Annotated in this window: 16 protein-coding genes and 1 pseudogene; 15 read left to right on the top strand and 2 right to left on the bottom strand. The window is 42.1% G+C overall.

The annotated features are described in order from the left end of the window. Positions 1–234: 234 nt before the first annotated feature. The 5 genes from BLS59_RS28230 (at position 235) to BLS59_RS28250 (ending at position 9,063) form a co-directional block, all read left to right on the top strand. Complete coding sequence (locus BLS59_RS28230; protein WP_205411376.1) at positions 235–3,441, top strand: SusC/RagA family TonB-linked outer membrane protein; 3,207 nt, start codon at positions 235–237, stop codon at positions 3,439–3,441. A 53-nt stretch (positions 3,442–3,494) separates the two neighbouring features. Beyond that, the gene (locus BLS59_RS28235) at positions 3,495–5,438 is read left to right on the top strand and encodes a RagB/SusD family nutrient uptake outer membrane protein (protein ID WP_091156313.1); all 1,944 of its coding nucleotides are present in this window, start codon (positions 3,495–3,497) and stop codon (positions 5,436–5,438) included. Between the two features lie 36 nt (positions 5,439–5,474). Beyond that, the gene (locus BLS59_RS28240) at positions 5,475–6,695 is read left to right on the top strand and encodes a DUF5000 domain-containing lipoprotein (RefSeq protein ID WP_091156315.1); all 1,221 of its coding nucleotides are present in this window, start codon (positions 5,475–5,477) and stop codon (positions 6,693–6,695) included. Between the two features lie 41 nt (positions 6,696–6,736). Next, positions 6,737–7,951 carry a DUF4998 domain-containing protein gene (locus BLS59_RS28245; RefSeq protein WP_091156316.1) on the top strand — a complete coding sequence of 405 codons (1,215 nt, stop codon included), beginning with the start codon at positions 6,737–6,739 and terminating at the stop codon, positions 7,949–7,951. Between the two features lie 266 nt (positions 7,952–8,217). Continuing rightward, a complete protein-coding gene (locus tag BLS59_RS28250; RefSeq protein ID WP_262492979.1) occupies positions 8,218–9,063 on the top strand; it encodes a helix-turn-helix domain-containing protein in 846 nt (281 codons plus the stop codon). Between the two features lie 27 nt (positions 9,064–9,090). Here BLS59_RS28250 and BLS59_RS28255 read toward each other — a convergent pair whose 3' ends face one another. Continuing rightward, on the bottom strand, positions 9,091–9,954 hold the full coding sequence (locus BLS59_RS28255; protein ID WP_091156320.1) for a helix-turn-helix domain-containing protein: 864 nt from the start codon (positions 9,952–9,954) through the stop codon (positions 9,091–9,093). 128 nt (positions 9,955–10,082) lie between these two features. On the opposite strand from BLS59_RS28255, the gene BLS59_RS28260 reads away from it, so the two are divergent. The 9 genes from BLS59_RS28260 (at position 10,083) to BLS59_RS28300 (ending at position 22,319) form a co-directional block, all read left to right on the top strand. Further along, entirely contained in the window at positions 10,083–10,997 is a 915-nt protein-coding gene (locus BLS59_RS28260) for a sugar phosphate isomerase/epimerase family protein (RefSeq protein ID WP_091156322.1), read from the top strand. 174 nt (positions 10,998–11,171) lie between these two features. Then, positions 11,172–12,887: an IlvD/Edd family dehydratase gene (locus BLS59_RS28265; RefSeq protein ID WP_091156324.1), complete on the top strand. Its 1,716-nt coding sequence runs from the start codon at positions 11,172–11,174 to the stop codon at positions 12,885–12,887. Positions 12,888–12,933: 46 nt separating this feature from the next. Then, a complete protein-coding gene (locus BLS59_RS28270) occupies positions 12,934–13,695 on the top strand; it encodes an SDR family NAD(P)-dependent oxidoreductase (protein WP_091156325.1) in 762 nt (253 codons plus the stop codon). A gap of 40 nt (positions 13,696–13,735) precedes the next feature. Continuing rightward, positions 13,736–14,509, top strand: a complete 774-nt coding sequence (locus BLS59_RS28275; RefSeq protein WP_091156327.1) for an SDR family NAD(P)-dependent oxidoreductase — start codon at positions 13,736–13,738, stop codon at positions 14,507–14,509. A gap of 6 nt (positions 14,510–14,515) precedes the next feature. Then, the gene (locus BLS59_RS28280) at positions 14,516–15,388 is read left to right on the top strand and encodes an SMP-30/gluconolactonase/LRE family protein (protein WP_091156329.1); all 873 of its coding nucleotides are present in this window, start codon (positions 14,516–14,518) and stop codon (positions 15,386–15,388) included. Positions 15,389–15,395: 7 nt separating this feature from the next. Further along, entirely contained in the window at positions 15,396–16,241 is an 846-nt protein-coding gene (locus BLS59_RS28285) for a fumarylacetoacetate hydrolase family protein (RefSeq protein ID WP_091156331.1), read from the top strand. Positions 16,242–16,342: 101 nt separating this feature from the next. Continuing rightward, positions 16,343–18,511, top strand: coding sequence for an outer membrane protein assembly factor BamB family protein (locus tag BLS59_RS28290; RefSeq protein ID WP_091156333.1), 2,169 nt, complete (start codon positions 16,343–16,345; stop codon positions 18,509–18,511). 93 nt (positions 18,512–18,604) lie between these two features. Then, on the top strand, positions 18,605–19,453 hold the full coding sequence (locus BLS59_RS28295) for a sugar phosphate isomerase/epimerase family protein (RefSeq protein WP_091156335.1): 849 nt from the start codon (positions 18,605–18,607) through the stop codon (positions 19,451–19,453). A gap of 19 nt (positions 19,454–19,472) precedes the next feature. Next, positions 19,473–22,319, top strand: a complete 2,847-nt coding sequence (locus BLS59_RS28300) for an FAD-binding and (Fe-S)-binding domain-containing protein (RefSeq protein ID WP_091156337.1) — start codon at positions 19,473–19,475, stop codon at positions 22,317–22,319. An 18-nt stretch (positions 22,320–22,337) separates the two neighbouring features. Here the strand turns inward: BLS59_RS28300 and BLS59_RS28305 are convergent, their stop codons facing one another. Continuing rightward, entirely contained in the window at positions 22,338–23,243 is a 906-nt protein-coding gene (locus BLS59_RS28305; RefSeq protein WP_091156339.1) for an AraC family transcriptional regulator, read from the bottom strand. Positions 23,244–23,516: 273 nt separating this feature from the next. On the opposite strand from BLS59_RS28305, the pseudogene BLS59_RS28315 reads away from it, so the two are divergent. After that, positions 23,517–23,833, top strand: a pseudogene (locus BLS59_RS28315) (sugar phosphate isomerase/epimerase); the annotation flags it as partial.

Here is a 23,833-nt window from a genome sequence, read left to right on the forward strand (position 1 = left end):
GCCAAAAAATACCATACTATTTGTATCCCCGATTCTCTTTTGCTCTTGCAGGCGATCAACGCCCAAAAATGTCAAAAACGGGATAATAATTTTATATAGATGGTTAATTAGGCGACAATGAAGGGCTTTTAAAGGCAATATATTTGGCCAGTCAGTATTTCAATAATTAGTTGTACTTCAGTTATATACAACTAATCCTGATTGATTATAAACCAAATTAAACCCAAAATGCCCATGATGAGAAATCTTTACTCAAGAGTTTTGTTTGCCTTTTTTTTACTGATTTTTTCCAGTGCCTTGCACGCTCAGGAAAATATTCAGGTGAGAGGAATTGTTTCTGATACGCTTTCGCGTCGTATACAAGGTGCAACCGTAGCACTGTCAGGAAGTACCAAAATTGGCGCAATAACAGACAAGGACGGTAATTATGCTATTACTGTTAAATCGAATGCCACGTTAGTATTTTCGTCGGTCGGTTTTTTAAAAACTACTATCGATGTTAACGGGCAAAAGATTATTAATGTTCACCTCAAAGAGTTCGTAACGCAAAGCGAAGAAATTGTAGTTACGGCATTTGGGCGAAAACAATTAAAAGAGGCCGTTGTAGGGTCAGTTGTTACCATAAACCCAAAAGAATTAAAAATTCCGGCCAGTAACCTGACAACTGCACTCGCAGGACGGGTGGCAGGGCTAATTTCTTTCCAGGGTAACGGCCAACCCGGTCAGGATAATGCCCAGTTCTTTATACGCGGGGTCACTACATTTGGCTATAAGCAGGACCCTCTGATACTTATTGACAACGTTGAACTAACCTCCAGCGACCTGGCAAGGCTTCAGGTAGATGATATTGAAAGCTTCAGTATTCTTAAAGATGCATCAGCAACAGCACTTTATGGCGCCAGGGGTGCCAATGGTGTAATCCTGGTAACAACCAAAAGGGGGAAACTCGGGAAAGCCACGCTTAATTTCAGGTTGGAAAATTCAATATCTGCACCGACTAAAACGTTGGAGATAGCCGATCCGATAACCTACATGAAGCTTTATGACGAAGCCCAAACCACCCGTAGTCCCTTAGCAGTTCCAAGGTACGATCAGAATAAAATTTATAATACGCAAGCGGCAATGAGGGGTGACCCTGGATCAAATTCTTATGTATATCCTGCAGTAAACTGGCTCGATAAATTATTCAACAAAAACGCAACAACGCAGCGTGCTAACCTGAGTGTTAGCGGAGGAGGGGCCGTAGCAACCTATTACGTTTCGGGATCGGTAAACGTGGATAACGGGATCTTAAAAACTGAGAACAGCAACCCCACCGAAAAAAATAATGTTAAGCTTCAAAATTACCAGTTAAGATCCAATGTTGATATCAACCTAACTAAAACCACCAAGATATCTGTAATGCTTTGGGGCAACTTTACAGATTATGGAGGTCCGATCTCTGGTTCGGGACTGGCAACAGATTTATACTATAGGGCACTACATACCAATCCGGTGCTTTTTCCGGCATCTTTTCCCGCAGTGGGTGATAACGCAGACGCAACGCATATTCTATTCGGAAACTATCCGGGAGGTTCAGCCAATAGCGTAAATTATGATAATCCATATGCTGATCTTTTGAAGGGATTTCAAACCTATTCTGAATCCAGAATGTCGGCACAGGCAGAATTGAACCAAAATTTCAGTTGGGTTATTCCTGGTCTGAACTTTCAGGGCCTATTCAGCACTAACCGGTATGCGTATTTCGACTATACGCGGCAGTATAACCCGTTTTATTACACGGCACCCACTAACCTTTACGACCCCCAGACCAACAATTACAGCCTATTGTGGATTAACCAACAGGCGGGCAATGATCGTGCTACCGAATATCTGAACTATTCGCCCGGTCAGTCAAATATTACAACTTTTATCTTGTTAAGGGGTATACTTAACTATAATAATAATTTCGGAAAGAATGGTATCAGCGCTTCTTTGGCGTTGGTAAGGCAGCAAACTTTAAATCCTAATGCGCAAAACCCGGTTACCCATGTTCCGGATTTACAGTATACCTTACCCTACAGGAATTTAAATTACACAGGCCGGGTAAGTTATTCTTATATGAATAAGTACTTCGTTGAAGCCAACGGCGCCTATAACGGTTCGGAGCGTTTTTCAGAAAGTAACAGGTTTGGCCTGTTCCCAACAATCGGAGCTTCCTGGGTTGTATCTAACGAAGGTTTCTGGAAAGGCAGCTTTACCAATATCATCAGCAGGCTTAAGTTCCGGGCAAGTTATGGTTTGGTTGGTAATGATAATATTGGTTCGCAACGATTCTTCTACCTGTCAAATGTTAATTTGAATGGTGGTAATCCTGCATGGTTTGGCTATAATAATACTAACTATAAGGGCGGTGTTTCAGTTACCAGTTATCCAAATCCCGATGTTACCTGGGAAAGATCGAAACAAACTAACCTTGCTGTTGAAGCAACGCTGTTTAACGATCTGAATATAACTGCCGAGATCTATAAACAACATCGTTATGACATCCTGATGCCGCGGACATCAATCCCAACTTCGGTTGGGCTGGAAAATCAAGGGAGTTCACCCATTGCGGCAAATATCGGCGTTGCCGAATCAAAAGGGCTTGATTTTAATTTAAACTACAAACACACTTTTAATAATTTTTGGCTATCTGCTTTAGGAAACCTTACCCTAACTGCCAGCAAGTATATTACTTATGAAGAACCGCAATATACCGAGCCATGGAGGTATAAAACGGGGCAGCCCATTAACCAGTTTTATGGATTTATAGGAGAACGACTTTTTGTAGACGACAAAGAGGCTGCTGCTTCACCAACTCAACTGTTTGAATCTGGTGGGGTTGCGCCAAAAGGTGGTGATATTAAATACAGGGATGTTAACGGCGATGGTATTATCTCAGAAAGGGATATGGTGCCTATCGGGTTACCAACTACCCCGGCAATCACATATGGCTTTGGCGTATCAGGCGGTTATAAGAATTTTGACCTGAGCGTATTTTTTAACGGTAACGCAAGAGTTTCGTTTTTTGTTAACCCGCTTGAAACAAGTCCGTTTGTGGGGGAAACCCAGTTGTTAAAAGGCTATGCCGACAGCCATTGGTCAGAAGATAACCAAAATTTATACGCCCTATATCCTCGACTGGGAACAGACTGGGGAACCCTTTCAAATAATACAAGGGCCAGTACCTGGTGGCTTCGCGATGGCAGCTTCGTACGGCTTAAATCCGTGGAATTTGGGTATAGTCTTCCTAAGGATATTGTAAAACGGTTAAGGATGTCAAACTTCAGGATTTATCTGAGCGGGCTGAATTTGTTAACCTTCAGCTCCTTTAAGCTTTGGGATCCTGAACTGGGTGGTAACGGCTTTAATTATCCGATTCAAAAAGTGCTGAATATTGGTCTTAACGTCACTTTCTAAATTTCGCCATCACGATTTATTCAACAGTTAAGAGTTTTAAATTATAAGAAGCAATGAAACATTACTATAAAATTTGTACACTCCTGATATTTGCAGTAGCATTTAACTCCTGTAAAAAATACCTGGATGTTACACCAGATAATACCGCTACTTTGGATTATGCTTTTCAAAGCCGGAATGAAGCTGAAAATTATTTATTTGCCTGCTATTCTCCACTTCAAACACTTTCTGATGTGTTGCGGAATCCGGGATTTACAAGTTCAGCAGAGATAGTTATCCCCGATCCATCGTTTGTTACCTACTCAAATTTGGGAAGCGGCGAAGAGGGTTTTAATTTATTAAAGGGTACCCAAAATGTTGTTAACCCGGCCATGAACTATTGGGACGGAACAGGGCAGGGGCGCCCCATGTTTGAAGCGATACGCAGATGTAACATCTTTTTAGAGAATATTGATAAGGCTAAAGGGCTCCTGGTAACTGACAAGCAGCGATGGGTGGCTGAAGTGAAGTTTTTGAAGGCTTATTACCATTACTGGTTAGTACGGATGTATGGTCCAATTCCCATCTTACGGAAAAGTTTACCTATAGATGCCACCACAGCAGAAGTTAGGGTTAAACGTGAACCGGTAGACACTGCATTTAATTATGTTGAACAATTGCTGAATGAAGCCATACCCAATTTACCGCTTCAATTACCAGATCCGAGTAGTGAGTTTGGCCGCATTACCAGGCCCATTGCCCTTGCCATTAAAGCCGAAATACTGGCTACTGCTGCAAGCCCGCAATTTAACGGAAATTCTGACTACACCGGTTTCAAAGGTAAAGATGGTATAAATCTATTTTCAACAGGGGCTGATCCACAAAAATGGCAAAAAGCCATGGCGGCATGTAAAGCAGCCATAGATACGTGCGAAGGGCTGGGTATGAAGCTTTATAAGTTTATAAAACCGGGAAACATTGGCACAATAACAGATCAGCTGAACCTGGTGCTAACCCTGCAGAATGCTGTCACAGAACGTAATGAGTTAAATACGGAGGCCATATGGGCGCTTAATCCCATTTTTACTTATCAGACTTTTGCGCTTCCCCGCCTAACAATTTTTGGGGTAACACAATACCATGATATCAAATCTAATTTTTCGGCTCCCATGGCAATAGCCCAAATGTTTTATACAGCCAATGGGGTACCAATTTCAGAAGATAAAACATGGGATTACGGCAGCCGTTACTCAATTGGAGTAGGCGACGACAAAAACAGCTCTTTTGTTGAAAATGGGTATCCCACTGCAAATCTTAATTTAAACAGGGAGGCAAGATATTATGCCAATCTTGGCTTTGATGGCGGGATTTGGTTCGGACATGGCAGAACGGAACAAAGCAGTGCACTTTATGTGCAAACTGTAAGTACAAACGGTACAGCATACGCTGGTCCTAATAACTATATCAATATCAATGTAACGGGTTACTGGCCCAAAAAGTTGGTGCACTACCAAACAACTTACTTTTTGAATGATCAAAATACTGTTACCGAAGTTGGTTACAGGCTTCCAATGATGCGACTGGCTGATTTATATCTCTTGTATGCCGAAGCGATAAATGAAGTTAACGGCCCAACTGCCGATGCGTTTCATTATATCGATATAGTGAGAAACAGGGCCGGCTTACAGGGAGTGAAACAATCCTGGGATCAGTTCTCTACAAATCCGGGTGAATATTCAAGTAAGGAAGGTTTAAGGAAAATTATCCATCAGGAACGTCGCATTGAGCTTTGCTTTGAAGGAAGGGTTGGCTGGGATCTCAGACGATGGAAAGAGTTAGAATCTGTATTGAATGTTCCGATACAGGGCTGGAACTGGAAACAGACAACCAACCGTGACGCTTATTATACGCCACAAACGCTTTTTCAGCCTGTATTTAATAAACGTGACTATTTGTGGCCAATTTCAGATAACTCACTTACCGTTAACCCAAATCTGGTGCAAAACCCAGGTTGGTAACACATCACTGATCCAATCAAATTAAATCGTAAGATTATGTATTTATATAAAAGATTTTATTTTGTTTTAGGCTTTGCAATAGCTTGCCTTTTTGTTTGCTGTAAAAAAATCGACAGCTATAATATCCCCTCCTCTGATGATAAGACAAAGCCACAGGTAGTTACAAATATCAAAATAGATAATTATGATGGAGGGGCCAATATTACCTATGATCTCCCAAATTCGCCAAATATTTTGTATGTACTTGCCAGTTATAAAATAAGCGACGCAACCTCCAGGCAAACCAAATCATCCTACTATTCTGATAGTATAAAAGTAGAAGGTTTTGCTAAAAGCCAGGACTACGATGTAACGCTTAAAGTGGTAACACGGGCGAATGTAGAATCTGATCCGGTAACGGTTAAGGTACATCCCGGTCAACCGGTTTATCAACAGATATTCCCGTCGTTAGCCATGCAATCAGATTTTGGCGGGGCAAACATAAAAGCAAGGAATCCACTCAAAAAGAATATAGGAATTGTAGTGGTTGACCTAACCCTGCCAAGGCCTTCACTTATTACCCAATATTACACCAACAGGGATTCCATTGAATTTAATGTGAGGGGCTATGATACCAAAGAAAGAAAGTTTGGGGTGTATGTTACCGACACCTGGGGTAATATATCAGATACCCTGGTGAAAACAATTGATCCCATTTTTGAAACCGAAATTGATAAATCAAAGTTTTCTCCTTTCCCGCTTAATACCGACAGCAAAATTTATTCTAACTGGGGAGTACCGTATTTATATGATGGTGTAACAGATGGTAGTGTACCACCAATGCATACCAATGTAGGTGCCGGCATACCGGGTATCCTGTCGTTAGATATGGGGCAGGTAGTTAAGTTGAGCCGTTATAAGGCCTGGCAGCAATACCAGTTTGCTTATACCGATGGTAACCCCAAGGTATGGGTGCTGTGGGGAGCGGCAACTCCCGGGGCAGATGTGAATTTACCGGCAACTTCTCAACTTGGTGACGTTGTTGGTGGTTGGACACAAATAGGTACTTACAATTCGCCGCCACCACCATCAGGAAATATCCCTCCAACACCTGCAACAGCGGCCGACGTAGAATTTGTGAAGCCGGGGTTTGATTTTAATGTGCCATTTAGTGCGCCGCCAGTGAGATATATCCGGATCCAGGCTGTGGAACTGTGGAACAAGTCCATCAACTTTTTCATCTTTCAGGAGATGACCTTTTATGGAAAACCGCAATAGCTGCATTATTAAATTCAATTAACAACTTAAAAAAGAGATAAATGAAATCATATATAAAAATCATTTTCGCCTCGGTAATCTTCCTTATGGCTGCGGGTTGCAGCAAGGATGCTACCAAATACCGCAGTTTCCTTGATAAGAAAGAATTAATTTATCCTGGCGTAGTATCCAGCCTAAAAGCGGCTCCGGGAGATAATCGTGTATTGCTGAGCTGGAGCCCAAGTCCGGATCCTTCAGTTAATAAGTATGTTGTTTACTGGAATGACAACAACGATTCTACGGTGGTAAAAGCCACAAGCCATACCTCAACAGATACTGTTAAAGTTTATATCAACAACTTAGGCGAGTACACGTATACTTTTTCATTAGTGTCTTTTGATGATAAAGGGAACAGGTCTATAACATCTAACACCAAGGCCGTTAAGGTATTTGGACCATTGTATTCGGCCGGATTAATCAATAGGCCATATAACGCAAGCAACCCCAGCTCATTTAACGGCGAGGCGGTTACGCTTAACTTCAATGCACCGGATACTGTTAATATTACCACGGAGATCAGATACACTGCAACTAACGGAAGTGGTAAGACAGTATTTTTAGGCCCTAAAGACAACTCTATAACTTTAACTGACTATAAAGTTGGCGAGCCAATCTTATACCAGTCTTCCTATTTACCTCTTACGGGTGCTATTGATACTTTTTATACCTCGAAGTTTGACAAGTTTCCGGTTACTAAAGATGTGACCGCTAATTATTTAAAAAATGCGATTAATCCCATTCAACCCCTTGAAACAGATATTGGCGATAGGTTCAGATCTCCCAGGGATTGGATTGTTAATGATGCAATTAAAAACAAAACAGGGAACAGTAGCTTCGGCAGTAAAATGGGTGGCTGGGGTGCCGATCAGGGCGGTTCTTTACTTGTTACTACGGAATCTCCCCAACCTGATATTGTAAGCGGCAAAATTTATCAGACTGTTAAACTCCCTGCGGGCAGTTATACATTTAGGGTAGATATGGCCGCAGCAAATTATGGCTCTAATCCTTGTATGATAATTGTAGCGCCCGGAAATACGTTACCCAACCTCAACGGCAATGTGCCTGGAGGGCCAACCATTGGATATTCAGACTTGAACAGTCACGAATTATCATTTGTGTTAACGGAAGAAACAACCGTTTCCATTGGATTTTTGATGAACATCCCGGCTGGTAATTACTGGATCATGAGAGGTATGTCGCTGGTTGCTAAATTTTGATGGGGGCGCAGGATTCTCTGCCAAAATGAAAATATATAACTGAAAGGGCCTTGAACACTACTAACACGAGTTAAACTTGTCCCTTTCACGCTAAATTTCCCTGTTCAGTTTGGGCGGGGAAATTTAGTTAGTTTTATAACCCATTCTGAATACAGTTAATATTTCAAAAGTGAAGAGATAAGATATAACAAGATAAATTATTGACTTAATTAGATTATGTGATGAGATTATTGAATATGGAGTCGGCTCCTTTAATAGACGAGCTGATGAAAATTGAGTTAAGAAGTCAAACGTTTTTATGGTCGCCTTTTCATTCCGAGCCTTCGTTTCACCTGCATTCCGAGTTGGAATTGGTGTTTGTTATTGAAGGTTTTGGTAAAAGAATTATTGGCAACAGGGTAGAGCCTTTTGAGGCGGGAGATATGGTTTTTATCGGCTCAAAAGTTCCGCATCTGTGGTTAAGCGATCCCGTGTTTTATGAAAAAGGTTCAAAGCTGGAATCAAAGGTGATCGTTACCTATTTTAACCCTAAAGCTTTAATTCAATTATTTGAATCCATCAAGGAATTTAAATCCATTCGCAACATGATCCGTGAAGCTTCAAAGGGAATCAGGATATACGGAGAAACAAGGAACATTATTGCCAGTCAATTGATCGAGTTAGCAACCCTGGAAGGATTTCAAAAAGTTGAGTCAATCCTGCATATCATGAACCTGATCTCTACTTCTCAAGAGAAAAGTTTTATTGTTGTTGACGAAAATGACTCATCAAATGATCTTTATCCAGACCGTTTGCTCAACGTAATTAAATTCATCAAAGATAATCTTCATCAGCAAATTTCCTTGCAACAGGTGGCTGATATTGCGTGCATGACCGAACCGAGTTTTTGCCGTTTTTTTAAAAAGAAGGTAAAAAAGAACTTTTCCCAGTTTCTGAGCGAGATCAGGGTTGCTCATGCCAGGGAGTTGTTGATTCAAACCGATAAATCAGTGAACGACATTGCGTATTTGTGTGGTTTTAAAACCAGCTCCCATTTTTGTCATGTATTCAAGGAGCATTCTGGCCAAAGCCCGGTGCAATATAAATTATCAATGAATGATCGTGCAAAGTGAAATGAACAGGTATTTAGTGGCCCCGTTTTATGAAAACTCTTTACGATAAGTATATGGAGTTTTACCGGTAACGGCTTTGAATTGGCGGTTAAAATAAGACAAGTTTGCAAAGCCACATTCAAAACAAACTTTAGAAATACTCATGTCTTCTTCTGCAAGCAATTGAATAGCGTGTGTAACACGTACATGGTTTACAAACTGAGAGAGTGTTTTATTAGTTCGGCGTTTAAAATAACGGCAAAACGCAGATTCATTCATGAATGCCAGTGATGCCGCTTTTTGACTGGTAATTTGTTCTTTGAAATTTTCTAATACATATCTGTACACTTCATCTAATTTGTTTTCCTTTTTTCGAGTGATTAACGAATTTTCGAAAATATCAGTGCTAATGGTGGCAGCTTCTTCACTTTTTAATGACGCAACAGTATCTAATAGCTCCAGTAAATTGATCAACCCTTTTAAGCCCGGCCTTTTTGGGGCATCAAGCATCAATCTTTGTAATTGAGCACTTGGGTTTATAACTTTAATTCCGAGATGGGCCTTTTTCAGGAATGTTTTTACAGCCGAAAACTCTGGTTTGAGGTAAAAGTTCCCGCCTAAAAAATCATCGCCGAATTGAATGATAATGGAATGGGCCAGTTCTCCGGATTTTATGAAAGATTTATCATTTATAAAATAATGAGGGAAACCTATCCCAAACAGGTATAAATCACCTTCGGTGAAGTTCATTAAGCTATCACCGCCATAAAACTTGCCATGACCTTTAACAATATAAGTAAATTCATAACCCTCGTGGAAGTGAAAAGGCGCCGCAAACTGCGCTGCAATCTCTTCTTTGACGATAAAGCTTGAGTTTTCGGGTTTTGTGAACTCCCGTAATATCTTTTTCATTTACTTATAAAAAACAATTGAGGGTGTAAATGTAAATATTGTATTAGAAATAGCAAATGGTGTGTTTTTTTAAATATGCCTGCCTTATTATATTTGAATAACCAATTATCTTAATAAAATACCTAATAATGAATAGTTTATCAGCATTGATTTTGTCCGCGTTAATTTTTCTTAATCCCGCTGTCCATAAGGGCGATAAGATCCGGCCGAAGCATTTAAACAACGTTTCTAATACAAATAATTCTGTTGTTAAGATAAATAAACACACGGCGGCGAAGCAGGAACCCTGGCGGCTGGGTATCGCTTTGTATGCTTTTCATACTTTTTCCTTTCCTAAACAATTAGCACTTGCTGATAGTGCAGGTGTTAAATATGTTGAAGGATTTTCGTTTGCCGATGCAGGCCCCGAACTAAAAGATTCAACGATTATGCAGCTTTCACCGGGCGGGATAAATAAAATTAAAAAGAGCCTTAGGGATAAAAAAATAAAAATGACCTCGATTTTTTTAACCGGGGGGGATAATGAAGCGGAATGGGAAAAGCAATTTAAATTGGCAAAGCAGCTTAACGTAGAATATGTAACTGCCGAGCCCGCCGTAACCATGTGGAACATGGTTGATAGTCTTGCCGGTGTATATAAATTAAAGGTTGCCATTCATAATCACTGGAAAGGTGTGAGTGCTTACTGGAGTCCTGATTCGGTATTGGCGGCCATAAAAAATCATCCCAATTTTGGAGCATGTCCGGATCTGGGGCATTGGCCCAAAAGTGGCATTGATCCGGTAGAAGGACTGAAGAAGTTACAGGGGCATATTATTGGGATACACCTTAAAGATATTGCCGCTTTTAACCGCCCTGATCTTAAGGATGTGCCAATAGGTAAAGGTGTTGTTAATTTTCCGGCTGTGTTTAAGGAGCTGAAACGTCAAAATTACAAAGGCTATTTAATGATTGAGCGTGATGCTGAGGAAAAGCCCAGTAATCTGGCATCTGTTATTTATGAAATAAATTACTACCATGAACAGGTAAGCCTTTTAAAATAAAAAACTGTTTCCGTTTTATGAATGTTCGGAGATTTATTGAAAAGAATAACACCGGCTGATTGAAATGCACATACAATAGGCCGGTGTTTAAAGAAAACATAAAACTCTACGTTTATACCAGATCAAAAAAACAAGGGGGCATTCTGTGTGTGTTGCCATTCCCCAATTTTAATTATGGAAAATAAGAAATTAAGAAGTAGCGATTGGTTCGGGCGTACCGGGAAAGACGGATTTATATACCGCGCCTGGATGAAAAACCAGGGAATACCGGAATACGAATTTAATAATAAACCCATTATCGGGATCTGTAACACCTGGAGCGAATTAACGCCATGTAATGCACACTTTCGGGATCTTGCAGAATCCGTAAAAAGAGGGGTGTTGGAGGCGGGAGGATTTCCTGTCGAGTTCCCGGTAATGTCGTTAGGTGAAACGTTGATGAAGCCCACGGCTATGCTGTACCGTAACCTGGCCAGTATGGATGTTGAAGAAAGCATCCGGGCCAACCCGCTGGATGGTGTTGTACTACTTTGTGGTTGTGATAAAACCACACCGTCATTAGTAATGGGTGCTTGTAGCGTGGATATACCAACCATAGTGGTTTCGGGTGGCCCCATGTTAACCGGACGGCACAAAGGCAATAGCATAGGAACCAGCGATATCTGGCGTTTTTTTTCGGACCTGAGAGGGGGCGTTATCGACGAAACTGAACTGCTCAGCATCGAATCGGCCATGTGCAGGAGCCAGGGGCATTGCGCCGTAATGGGTACCGCGTCTTCTATGGCTTGCATGGTGGAGTCCCTGGGGCTTTCATTACCAAACAACGCGGCTATCCCAGCGGCCGATTCCAGGCGGAAAGTGCTTGCACAACTCTCCGGCCTCAGAATAGTAGATATGGTAAAACAGGATATTAAACCGTCTGACATCCTTACGCGGCAAGCTTTCGAAAACGCCATTAAAGTAAACGCAGCCATTGGCGGGTCAACCAATTTTGTTATTCATCTTTTGGCTATTGCAGGGCGTATAGGAGTGCCGTTGAAACTAAGCGATTTTGATGGTTTATCCTCAGACATTCCGCTTATAGCTAATCTGCAGCCCTCCGGAAAATATTTTATGGAGGATCTATACTATGCCGGCGGACTTCAGGCGGTAATTAAACAGCTTGATCATTTATTACACAAAGAATGTATAACCGTTAATGGCAAAACAATACAGCAAAATTATGCCAATGCAGCTTGCTATAACACGGATGTTATCACAACAACTGAAAGCCCGTTTAACAGTTTAACTGGGCTGGCTATCCTTTCCGGGAATTTATGCGAGAATGGCGCGGTCATAAAGCCTTCTGCAGCAAGTGCGCATTTGATGCAGCACACCGGGAAAGCCGTAGTATTTGACAGTATTGAAGATTATCATGCCCGGATTGACAGCGATGAACTGGATGTTGATGAATCATCGGTATTGGTGTTAAAGAACGTTGGGCCGAAAGGATATCCGGGAATGCCCGAAGTTGGTAACATGAGTTTACCGAAAAAATTAATTCAACAGGGGGTTAAAGACATGGTTCGTGTATCCGATGGCAGGATGAGCGGCACCGGGTTTGGAACCGTGGTGCTTCACGTTTCGCCAGAGGCGGCAACAGGCAATAATTTCGCCATGATTGAAACCGGCGATATGATAACACTTGATGTACCTAATCGAACCATTAACGCTGCGGTTTCTGATCAGGAATTTGAACGCAGGAAAGCCCTGTTTATCCCGGCCGAACCTTCAGTCGAACGGGGATATGTAAATCTTTATATCAATCATGTTCAACAGGCACATTTAGGCGCCGATATGGATTTTCTGAGGGGTAAGTCTGGTAGCAAGATAGTCAGGGATTCTCATTAAAACCAGCGGTTAATTAATAATGATCGTTGATTAAAACAAGGATAATATGTCATTTAAAAATAAAGTAGCCATTGTCACCGGGGCAGGTCAGGGCATCGGATTCGAAATATGCAAGGAGCTTGCAAAAGAGGGCGCAAAGGTAATATTGAACGATTTAGACCCCGAATTGGCAAATGCCGCCGTGGCACGCATTAACGAAGTCAATAACGACAGTTGCCTGGCAATGCCCGGCGATTCCGGCGATGTTTCATTTATAAGGGGAATTGTTGCGTTTACGGTAGAAAAATTTGGGAGTATCAATATTGTAATCGCCAACGCCGGAATTACCTTATTCGGAGATTTTTTCACCTATCCGCCTGAGTCGTTTTTTAAAATTATGCAAGTGAACCTGGCGGGATCATTTTTTCTGGCCCAGGCTGCGGCTATTCAAATGAAGCTTCAGCAATCCGGCGGCGCAATTTTATTTACCTCCTCCGTAACCGGGCACCAGGCTCATAAGAACCTGGCTGCTTATGGGATGAGTAAGGCTGCTTTGGAAATGCTTGCGAAAAACCTGGTTATCGAACTTTCCCAGTTTGGAATAAATGTAAATACCATTTCTCCCGGTGCAACTTTAACCGAACGAACATTGGAAGACCCGGAATATCAGCAAACCTGGTCCCGCATCACCCCTATGGGCAGGCCCGCATTTGTTTCGGATATCGCAAATGCAGCCCTGTTCCTGGTTTCAGATAAAGCGAAACATATTACCGGCCAAAACCTGATCATAGATGGCGGATGGACCTCTGTAAGTGTATCGCCCGAGTAAAGTGATCAGCAAATAATGAAATACAAAATTGAATTAAAACATGCTTGACTTAACTAATAAAATAGCCCTAATAACCGGCGGCGGAAGTGGAATTGGAAAAGCCGTTGCGCTTCTGTTTGCAAAGCAGGGTGCTATAGTTTGTATCCTTGATATGGATGAGAGCGGCGGTAGCACCGTAGTGGCTCAAATTATTTCTGAAGGAAACCACGCTGCCTTTTTTAAATGTAATGTAGCCACGCAAGCAGACGTAAAAAAGGTTGTGGATGTTATTTATAACGAGTTTGGTGCTGTTGATATACTCGTGAACAATGCCGGTATCGCACACATCGGGCGGGCGGATGCTACCGCTGAAGAAGACTTCGATAAGGTTATTGTAGTAAATGTAAAAGGCGTTTATAACTGCCTTTACGCCGTGTTGCCTCTTATGCGGCTTAAAGGCGGAGTTATTTGTAACATGGCTTCCGTTGCATCGTCGGTAGGACTGGCAGACAGGTTTGCTTATTCCACATCAAAAGCCGCAGTAGTAGGTATGACGCTATCTGTTGCCAAAGATTACCTGCAAGACAAAATTCGCTGTAATTGCGTATCGCCCGGGCGGGTGCACACCCCGTTTGTAGATGGCTACCTGGCAAAGACCTATCCGGGACAGGAGCAGGAAATGTTTGAGAAGCTATCAAAAACACAACCGATTGGGAGAATGGGCCAGCCGGAAGAAATAGCGGGGTTGATATTATACCTATGTTCTGATGAGGCCGCTTTTATAACCGGAAGCGACTATCCTATTGATGGGGGATTTATAAAACTGAATACTTAACAAACGATGTTAGAGATTGCATCAGCATGTAGCTGTTTTTTGGGCGAGGGGCCGGTTTGGGATACCCGAAATCAGGTGATTTGTTGGATAGATGTCCTGAAAGGAAAGATTTATGAACTTGAACCGGAAACAAAGTATCTGAAAACAATCACGGTTAATCAGCCTGTAGGATCTATTGTTGTATGTGAGGATGGTAGCTTTTTGGGTGCGTTCCAAAACGGATTTGGTTTTGTTGACAGAAATACCGGCCTGGTCGATTTTTTTTCAGACCCGGAAGCTCATTTGCCTTTAAATCGGTTTAATGACGGTAAATGTGATCCCGCCGGGCGATTCTGGGCCGGAACAATGTCGATGACTGAGCGGCCATCAGCCGGATCGGTGTACATGCTGGATTCCGATCTTTCGGTATCGCGAAAAATTGAAGGCACAACCATCTCCAACGGAATGGCGTGGAGCCCGGACCGGCGAAAGTTTTATTTTATAGACTCACCAACGGCTAAAGTTGTAGCCTATAATTATGAATTATCAAGTGGCTCACTATCTGGTCGGGAACCTGTCATTACGTTTCGTGACAGTGATGGTTTTCCTGACGGTATGACTATAGACGGCGAAGGTATGTTATGGATAGCCCACTGGAACGGCTGGCAGGTTAGCCGATGGAATCCGGTAACGGGGGAAAAGCTTTTCTCTATTCCCCTTCCTGTCGCAAATGTGTCCTCCTGCACTTTTGGCGGAAGCGATCTCCAGGACTTGTATATCACAACTGCCCGGAAAGATCTTTCCGCAGCCGAAATTAAGGAGCAGCCGCTGGCAGGTTCATTGTTCGTTTGGAAAAATTGCGGCTACACAGGTATGCCTGCTTTTGAATATAAAAAATAGTTGATTTATGAAACTTATTCGTTTTGGTGAAACTGGCCAGGAAAAGCCAGGCGTATTAATTGGTGAAGATCAGCGGATAGATCTGTCATCAGCGTTTAGTGATTGGGACAGGAAATTTTTTCAGGAGGGAGGTATCGAATCCCTGAAGAATTTAGATCTCACCGTCTTTCCTCAAATTTCCAATGATGTACGTTGGGCGGCTTGTGTTGCCCGGCCTGGAAAGGTGCTGTGTATCGGATTAAATTATTCTGACCATGCGGCCGAGTCTGGCATGCCATTGCCCAGTGAGCCAATAGTATTTCAAAAGGCCGCCAATACGGTAGTTGGGCCTTATGATAATATCCAGATTCCGCGAAACAGTGTGAAGACGGATTGGGAAGTAGAGCTTGGTGTTGTGATTGGCAAAGATGCACGATACCTGGATTCAGTGGAAGAAGCGAAGGATTTTATTGCGGGTTATTGTATTGCTCATGATGTTTCGGAACGTGAATTTCAACTGGAACGGGGAGGGCAATGGACAAAAGGGAAATCCTGCGATACATTCAACCCTTTAGGGCCATTTTTACTCACTCCGGACGAAATTGAGCATGTCCATGATCTGAAAATGTCCCTAAGTGTCAACGGCGTAGACAAGCAAAAAGGAAACACAAGCTACATGGTGTTTGATTGCTACTACCTCGTTCACTACCTGTCGCAGTTTATGACTTTAGAAGCCGGGGATCTTATTTGTACCGGTACGCCTCCCGGTGTAGGTTTAGGTATGAAACCGCCTCAGTATTTAAAGGCCGGAGATGTGGTAGAATTATCCATTCAGGGTTTGGGCCGGCAAAAGCAAACGTGCATCAATTCATAGGAAGCTTATCGCCAGATAAATTCAGACTGATCTTTTAGCGATCACAAAAAGGTGCATTTCCGGAAAAAGGACAGGTATTAATTATATTAATTGTTATTCAAATGGTAATCAAAAAAACTAAACTATTGCTCTCGGTAACCCTTTCCGTCGCAATTTTAACATCGGCAGTTTATCTCGCAGAACGGAAATATTCCGACTGGAAAATTTATGGGGGCAGCGGGGATAATGTCAAATATTCTGATCTTAAGCAAATAGATACTTCAAATGTTAATCAATTGAAAGTAGCCTGGGTGTATCATTCCGAAAACGAAGATCAGTCCAAATATGGTCCGATGGAATGTAATCCAATTATTGTGAATAATACTTTGTTTGGGGTTTCGCCACGTTTAAAACTATTTGCAGTAGATGCTGCTACCGGCAAGGAAAAGTGGCATTTCGATCCGGCCGACACCAGCGGTAATAAAACATGGGCAAGAAATAGCGTTAATATGAACAGGGGAGTAGCCTACTGGGCAGATGGTGATGACAGGCGTATAATTTATACAGTTGGCCCTATCGCCTTTGCAGTTAACGCAGAAACCGGTAAACTAATCCCTGGTTTTGGTTTAAATGGTGGCGTAGATTTGAGAAAAGGCCTCGGCCGCGACGAAAAGAGTGTTTCCATTTCGCCAACTTCGCCGGTGATCATTTACAAAAACCTTTTTATCACCAGTGGTTTAGTGAGTGAAACAACGCCCGGGCATATCCGCGGCTTTGACGTAAGAACAGGAAAACAGAAATGGATCTTTCACACTATCCCATATCCGGGAGAAGCTGGATATACTTCCTGGGATGATAAAACTGCTTACAAGCGAATGGGCTCTACCAATGCTTGGTCGGGATTTAGTCTTGACAGCAAAAGAGGTCTTCTATTTGCAGGCGTAGGCAGCCCTACCAATGACTTTTATGGCGGTGACAGATGGGGAAAAGGCCTATTCGGGAACTGTTTATTAGCCTTGGATGCTGCCACCGGAAAACTAAAATGGCACTTTCAAACCGTACATCATGACGTATGGGATATGGATATATCCAGTGCCCCGGTTCTTGTAACTATCCCCAGGAACGGTAAGAAGATCGATGCGGTGGTGCAAACAACCAAATCAGGTTTCGTTTTTGTTTTTGATCGTATTACAGGTAAGCCTCTATTTCCAATAAAAGAGAAACCTGTACCAATAAATGGTGCGGTTTTAGGCGAAAAGCTGAGTCCTACGCAACCGTTTCCCGTTTTACCAAAACCATTTGTAAGACAGCGCATGACTGAAAATGATCTGAATAACGTAGTTGGCGATTCTTCTTATCAGGATATTAAAAGGCGGTTCAAAACCTACCGCTCACAGGGGATTTTTACACCTCCAACAGAAAAAGGAACTATCATTTTGCCCGGCTATGATGGCGGGGGAGAATGGGGAGGCCCGGCGGTTGATCCGGAAACGAATATCCTTTATGTAAATGCCAATGAAATGGCCTGGGTATTAAACCTTGTTAAAGAAAAATCCGATAACAAAAAATCAATGACTAACCTGCAGGCCGGTGTTGTGCTTTATCACAAAAACTGTATGGGCTGTCATGGTCCGGAGCGCCTGGGTTCGGGAGATTATCCTTCGTTGATTGGTGTAGAGAGGAAATATAAGTTTGCCCAGTTTAGTGAATTATTGTCAACCGGAAGGCGGATGATGCCCGGCTTTGCTCAACTCAGCAAGGCCGAAAAAGTCGCCATCGGTTCATTTGTTCTTAACCAGAAAGCAGAACAGGAAAACCCATATACCGGAACCGCAATCAAAAATGATAACAAATCAAAACCATCATACAGCTTCACCGGATATAATAAATTCCTTACCAAGGAGGGCTACCCTGCGTTAAGTCCGCCATGGGGTACCATCAGTGCAATTGACCTTAATACTGGGAAATATAAATGGCAGGTACCGTTCGGTGAGTTTGAGGAATTAAAGAAAAAAGGGATTCCTACCACGGGCCGCGAAAATTATGGCGGCCCTGTAGTTACAGCGGGCGGGGTGATTTTTATTGGTGCATCGGCAGATGGTAAGTTCAGGGCAATAAATAAGAAAACAGGAAAAACAATATGGGAAACAGAGCTTCCTGCTCCTGGCGTAGCAACGCCTGCTGTTTATGAGGTAAACGGTAAACAATATATAGTAATAGCGTGCGGCGGATCGAAATGGGGCGGCAAATCAAGTGACGCTTATGTTGCGTTTACCTTACCCGATAAATAAATAATCCCGTTTATCAAGAATATCAATTTAACCATTGCCTATCCAAAGTGTAAACGGGAGGCGCTGTATTAACAATACTTATCAAACCAAATTATGAAAAGAAATATCAAATTTATTCCATTATTAATTCTGTTTCCTTTAGTTATAATGGCCTTCCAATATTTACCGGCTGTGCAAAAGAACCCCGGCGATCTGTTTTCATCGGCCGGCTTTAAAATGGGCGTGGCCTTGTATTCCTTTAATCATCATTCATTCAAAAAATCGCTTGATATGGCCGACAGTTGCGGCGTAAAATATGTTGAAGGATTTTCTTTTCATAAATTGGGTGAGGGCTTTGGAGATATCACCATGGACGGGCTTGATAAAAACAGCGTCGCGGTAATGAAAGCTATGCTCCGTAAAAAACACCTGGTAATGGCATCCATGTATGCAGGCGGTGCCGATAACCTGGCCGGGTGGAAAAAATATTTTGATCTTGCGCGTGAACTCAACCTGCAATACCTGGTATGCGAACCCGGTAAAAAACAATGGGATATGATTGATAGCCTGGCCGGTGCTTATCACATAAAAGTTGCTATTCATGACCACATACAGCCAAGCCCGTACTGGCACCCGGATTCTGTTCTTTCTATTGCAAAAGGGCATCCAAATATAGGTGCCTGCGCCGATATTGGACATTGGACAAACAGCGGACTGGACCCAGTTAAATGTCTTAAAATTTTAGACGGACATATTATCGGTTTACACCTTAAGGACGTTGATAAGGCGCATAATGATGTTATTCCCGGTAACGGAATCATCGATTTTGAAGGTATTGTAAAAGAACTTAAACGCCAGAATTTCAAAGGAATAATTGAAGTGGAGTGCGAGCATAACATGGATAACAATACGAAGGATGTAAAAGCAGCTGTTGATTACGTAAACCAGATTACAGCCAAATAGACGATTTGCATAAGCCGAGATGGGAAATAACAACCTTCATACTTCGTTAACAGAATTATTAAGTAAAGACCGGGTAAAGTCAAGATTAATCGACCGGATCGCCTATGCCTCAGATGCTGGGTTTTATTATTTGCTTCCGAGAGCAGTAGTACAACCCATCAATGAGGAAGAAATTGCGGCACTTTTTAAATTTTCTCGCGAACAAAGTGTTCCGATTGTGTTTAGGGGAGGAGGAACCAGTCTTTCAGGTCAGTCAATTACAGATGGTATATTGGTTGATTTGAGCCAGTACTGGACCCGCCATTATGTTGAAAATGAAGGGCACACTATCCGGGTTCAACCGGCAATTACGGGGGCGATGGCAAATGCCTATCTCAAAAAGTTTGGCCGCAAGATAGGACCCGACCCATCAAGCATCAATGCCGCTATGATGGGCGGAATAATTTCAAACAATGCCAGTGGTATGTGTTGTGGTGTAAAACATAATTCTTATCACACTACAAAACATATCCGGTTTATATTAACCTCGGGTAAAGTGTTCTCTACTGAAAATCCGGCAGATTATAGTCGTTTTGAGCTGGAGTGTTCAAGCCTTGCCTCAGAATTATCTCAAATTAAGCAGCAGATAAGCTTTGATCGGGAGCTTTATGAGCTGATCAGAAATAAATATCAAACCAAAAATACGGTAGGATATTCTTTAAATGCCTTTATTGACTATACGCATCCCCTGGATATTTTTGCGCACCTACTTGTAGGTGGCGAAGGCACACTGGCTTTTATTGCTGAAGCTATTTTGGAAACTGTCCCAGACAGGCTTTACAAATCAACCGCTTTATTGTACTTCAGGGATATTTACGCGGCATGTCAGCTTATCATCCCACTAACCCAGGCAGGTGCCGAAATGGTAGAACTTATGGATCGGGCTTCGCTTCGGTCAATCGAAAATATGGAGGGGATTGATCCTTTTATCCGTACACTGCCCGAGAGCGCCGCTGCGTTGCTGGTTGAATTTCAAGATGATGATTTAGCTCATCTGAATTATTTGGTAAGTAGTTTTCTGACGGTAGCAGCTAATCAGCATTTTTTAAAGGAACCAATTTTCAGCACCAATTTTCAGCAGAGAGATTTCTTATGGAAAGTTCGTAAAGGGCTTTTTCCTGCAGTTGGCGCAATAAGGGCGCAAGGCACAACGGTTATTCTCGAAGATATTGTCTTTCCGGTGGCGCAGCTTGGTGACGCGATCCTGGATCTGCAGAAATTGTTTAAAAAGTATAACTACGAAAATGCGATCATATTTGGCCATGCAAAAGATGGTAACATTCATTTTGTAGTGAGCCAGGCGTTTAACAACGAAACCGAAATAAACAGGTATGATCAGTTTTTACGTGAAGTGGTTGTCCTCGTTATTGATAAGTATAATGGCTCGTTAAAAGCAGAGCATGGTACCGGCCGCAATATGGCGCCATTCGTGCAAACAGAATGGGGCAAAGATGCCTATCAAATTATGAAACGCATCAAAGCCGCCGCTGATCCGTTGAACCTGCTTAACCCGGGTGTAATCATAAACGCGGATGCCGATGTGCACATTAAAGATCTTAAAGTGCTGCCGGTTGTTGAAGAGGAAGTTGATAAATGTATCGAATGCGGTTTTTGTGAGCATAAGTGTCCAAGCCGGGCATTAACACTTACGCCCAGACAAAGAATCGTTGTCAGACGGGCGATGGTACAATTGAAAAACCAGGGTCGGCAAAAAGAATACAAGACTTTAGTTAAAGACTATAAATATGATGGTATGGAAACCTGCGCCGTTGACGGACTTTGTGCAGGGGCCTGCCCGGTGGATATTAACACCGGTGAGTTGGTTAAGCGGTTAAGAAGAGAGAGCCACTCGGCAACCGGGAATTTTATTGCAAACACTGTGGCGAAGAATTTCAGATTGGTAGAATTTGGGGCAAGATTAGCACTCAAATCCGGTTCTTTTCTAAATCACTTAGGAGGCCCTAAAACGATGACTAAAATGACGACCGGCATACGTGGCATTTTGCCTGATTTTCCTTTATGGACGGAGCAAATCCTACCCCCTCCAGATCTTTCGGTTTTGAAGAAGCAGAAGATTAATCATAACTCCAGCTTCCAAACTATCGTGTATTTTCCCAGCTGTATCTCGCGTGTGCTCGGATCATCATCCGTTGGTGGACTAAACATAATGGAAACTTTTTTAAACGTTTCAAAAAAAGCAAATATTCAGGTTGTTATCAGCGATCAAATTGCAGGTAGTTGTTGCGGTCAGATATTTTCTTCAAAAGGGTTTAAAAAGGCCTATCAAATTACAGCAAACAGAATAGTGGACCGTTTATGGAATAGTTCGGATAACGGTAAATATATGATCGTTACAGATGTAAGTTCATGCGCGCACACCTTACATCAATTGCGCCCGGCGCTTTCTCCGGATAACCAGCAAAAATTCGATTTGTTGAAGATTGTTGATAGCGTTGATTATTTATGTGATACCGTTTTACCCGGTTTGAAATTATCTGCGTTAAAGAAAAAGGAAAAAGTTGTCCTGCACAGCGCTTGCACACTGCAGAAACTGAAAACTCAGGATAAATTTCTAAAAATTGCTGAATCGTTCGCAGATCAAGTTATAGTTCCACTTCATACAGGCTGTTGTGGAATGGCAGGTGATAGGGGTTTTTTATTTCCTGAGCTTACCGCATCTGCTACTTTCGCCGAGGCGGCAGAGGTAAAGAGAAATGAATTTGATGGTTATTATTCTTCTGCAAAAACTTGTGAAATGGCTATGTCACAGGCAGTAAACAAAAACTACGAGTCTATTTTGTATTTGGTTGATGAGTGTACCGGTTGATGCCGTTACATTTTGGGGTTAAATATTATAACCTGATGGTTTTCTGTCAGACATGATAGCCTTGTATTTGAACGGACTTTCACCAACGAGTTCTTTGAATATCCTGCAAAAATGCGAATCGGAATTATAACCACAAAGATAGGCGATATCACCAATGGACCGATCTGTTTGAACCAGCAGTTCCTTTGCCTGGGTAATCCTCAAATCGTTAAGGTATTGTGAATAGTTCTTTTTCGTCCTCTTTTTAAAAAAACGGCAGAAGCTCTGTTCGGTCATCCCGGCTATATTGGCAACCTGGCTTAACGAGATTGGTTTACTCAGGTTTTCTTTAATATAGTTAATAACCTCAATCAATTTATCCGGGCGAAGATCATCATGATAATCGTTTTTATCATCATCTATAAAATATTTATCAGATGAAATTGCAATAAGATTCATAATTCCGAGTAGGCCCACTACTTTTTCATAGCCTGTTTTTTTGGAGAGCGCTGTCAATTTATCAGCTATGATATCCCTGGTTTCTCCGAATATCCTAATCCCTCTTGAAGATTGCTGGATCATGTCGCGGATACTTTGAAATTCCTTGATAGCATCAAATGCTTTTATTAAAGTTTTGGGATTAAAGTACACCACTATAGCTTTGGATTGAAGCATGGAACCCTCTTCGTAAAAAGCCGGATCGCTCAGCCATACGTGTGACAGGTTTGGCCCCATAAATACCATATCTCCCGGCTCAAAAGGCTCAACCTTATTGCCGATGATCCGTTTACCAAATCCCTCAATTATAAAAACGAGTTCAAGTTCAGGATGGGAATGAAATGTAGGCTGGGAGTGAAAAGGGGACCATAAAAACGGCTGGTCCCTTAAATCGACGTACATAATATCATCGATGAATGGAGTTATTTCAGTCCTTAACAGTTTCATGCTATTGCTCGATAGAGCGCTTTTAGGGTTAATTGGTATGGCTATTAAAGATAATCAGTTTAAACAGGTAAACCAAATTTTTGAGGCGTTTTTATCGTTACATAAATGTCCTAAAAAGGTAATTATTTTCAAAAACAGGGTAATCAGCGGCAATTCATTAACCAAGCCGCACAATAGATTTGTTCTTACGGGTTTAATAAAGGCTTTGTCTAACTATTAGCGTTTATAAAATCTGTAATTATGACAGTTAATGATATAACCGATATAAATAATATGACAACCATTAAAGGACCGGCAATATTTTTAGCGCAATTTATAGGCGATACAGCCCCGTTTAACAGCCTTGATTCAATTTGCCGGTGGGCGGCAGGATTGGGTTACAAAGGCGTTCAGCTACCAACGCTTGATGCCCGTTTCATTGACCTACAGAAAGCAGCGGAAAGTAAAACTTACGCCGATGAAATAAAAGGTATTGTAAATGCCGCAGGACTGGAAATTACCGAACTTTCAACCCATTTGCAGGGTCAGCTGGTTGCGGTAAACCCGGTTTACGATCAGCTGTTTGATGGCTTTGCACCCGAAGCTTATCG

It is taken from the genome of Mucilaginibacter pineti, from assembly GCF_900101875.1.
GTDB classification, from domain to species: domain Bacteria; phylum Bacteroidota; class Bacteroidia; order Sphingobacteriales; family Sphingobacteriaceae; genus Mucilaginibacter; species Mucilaginibacter pineti.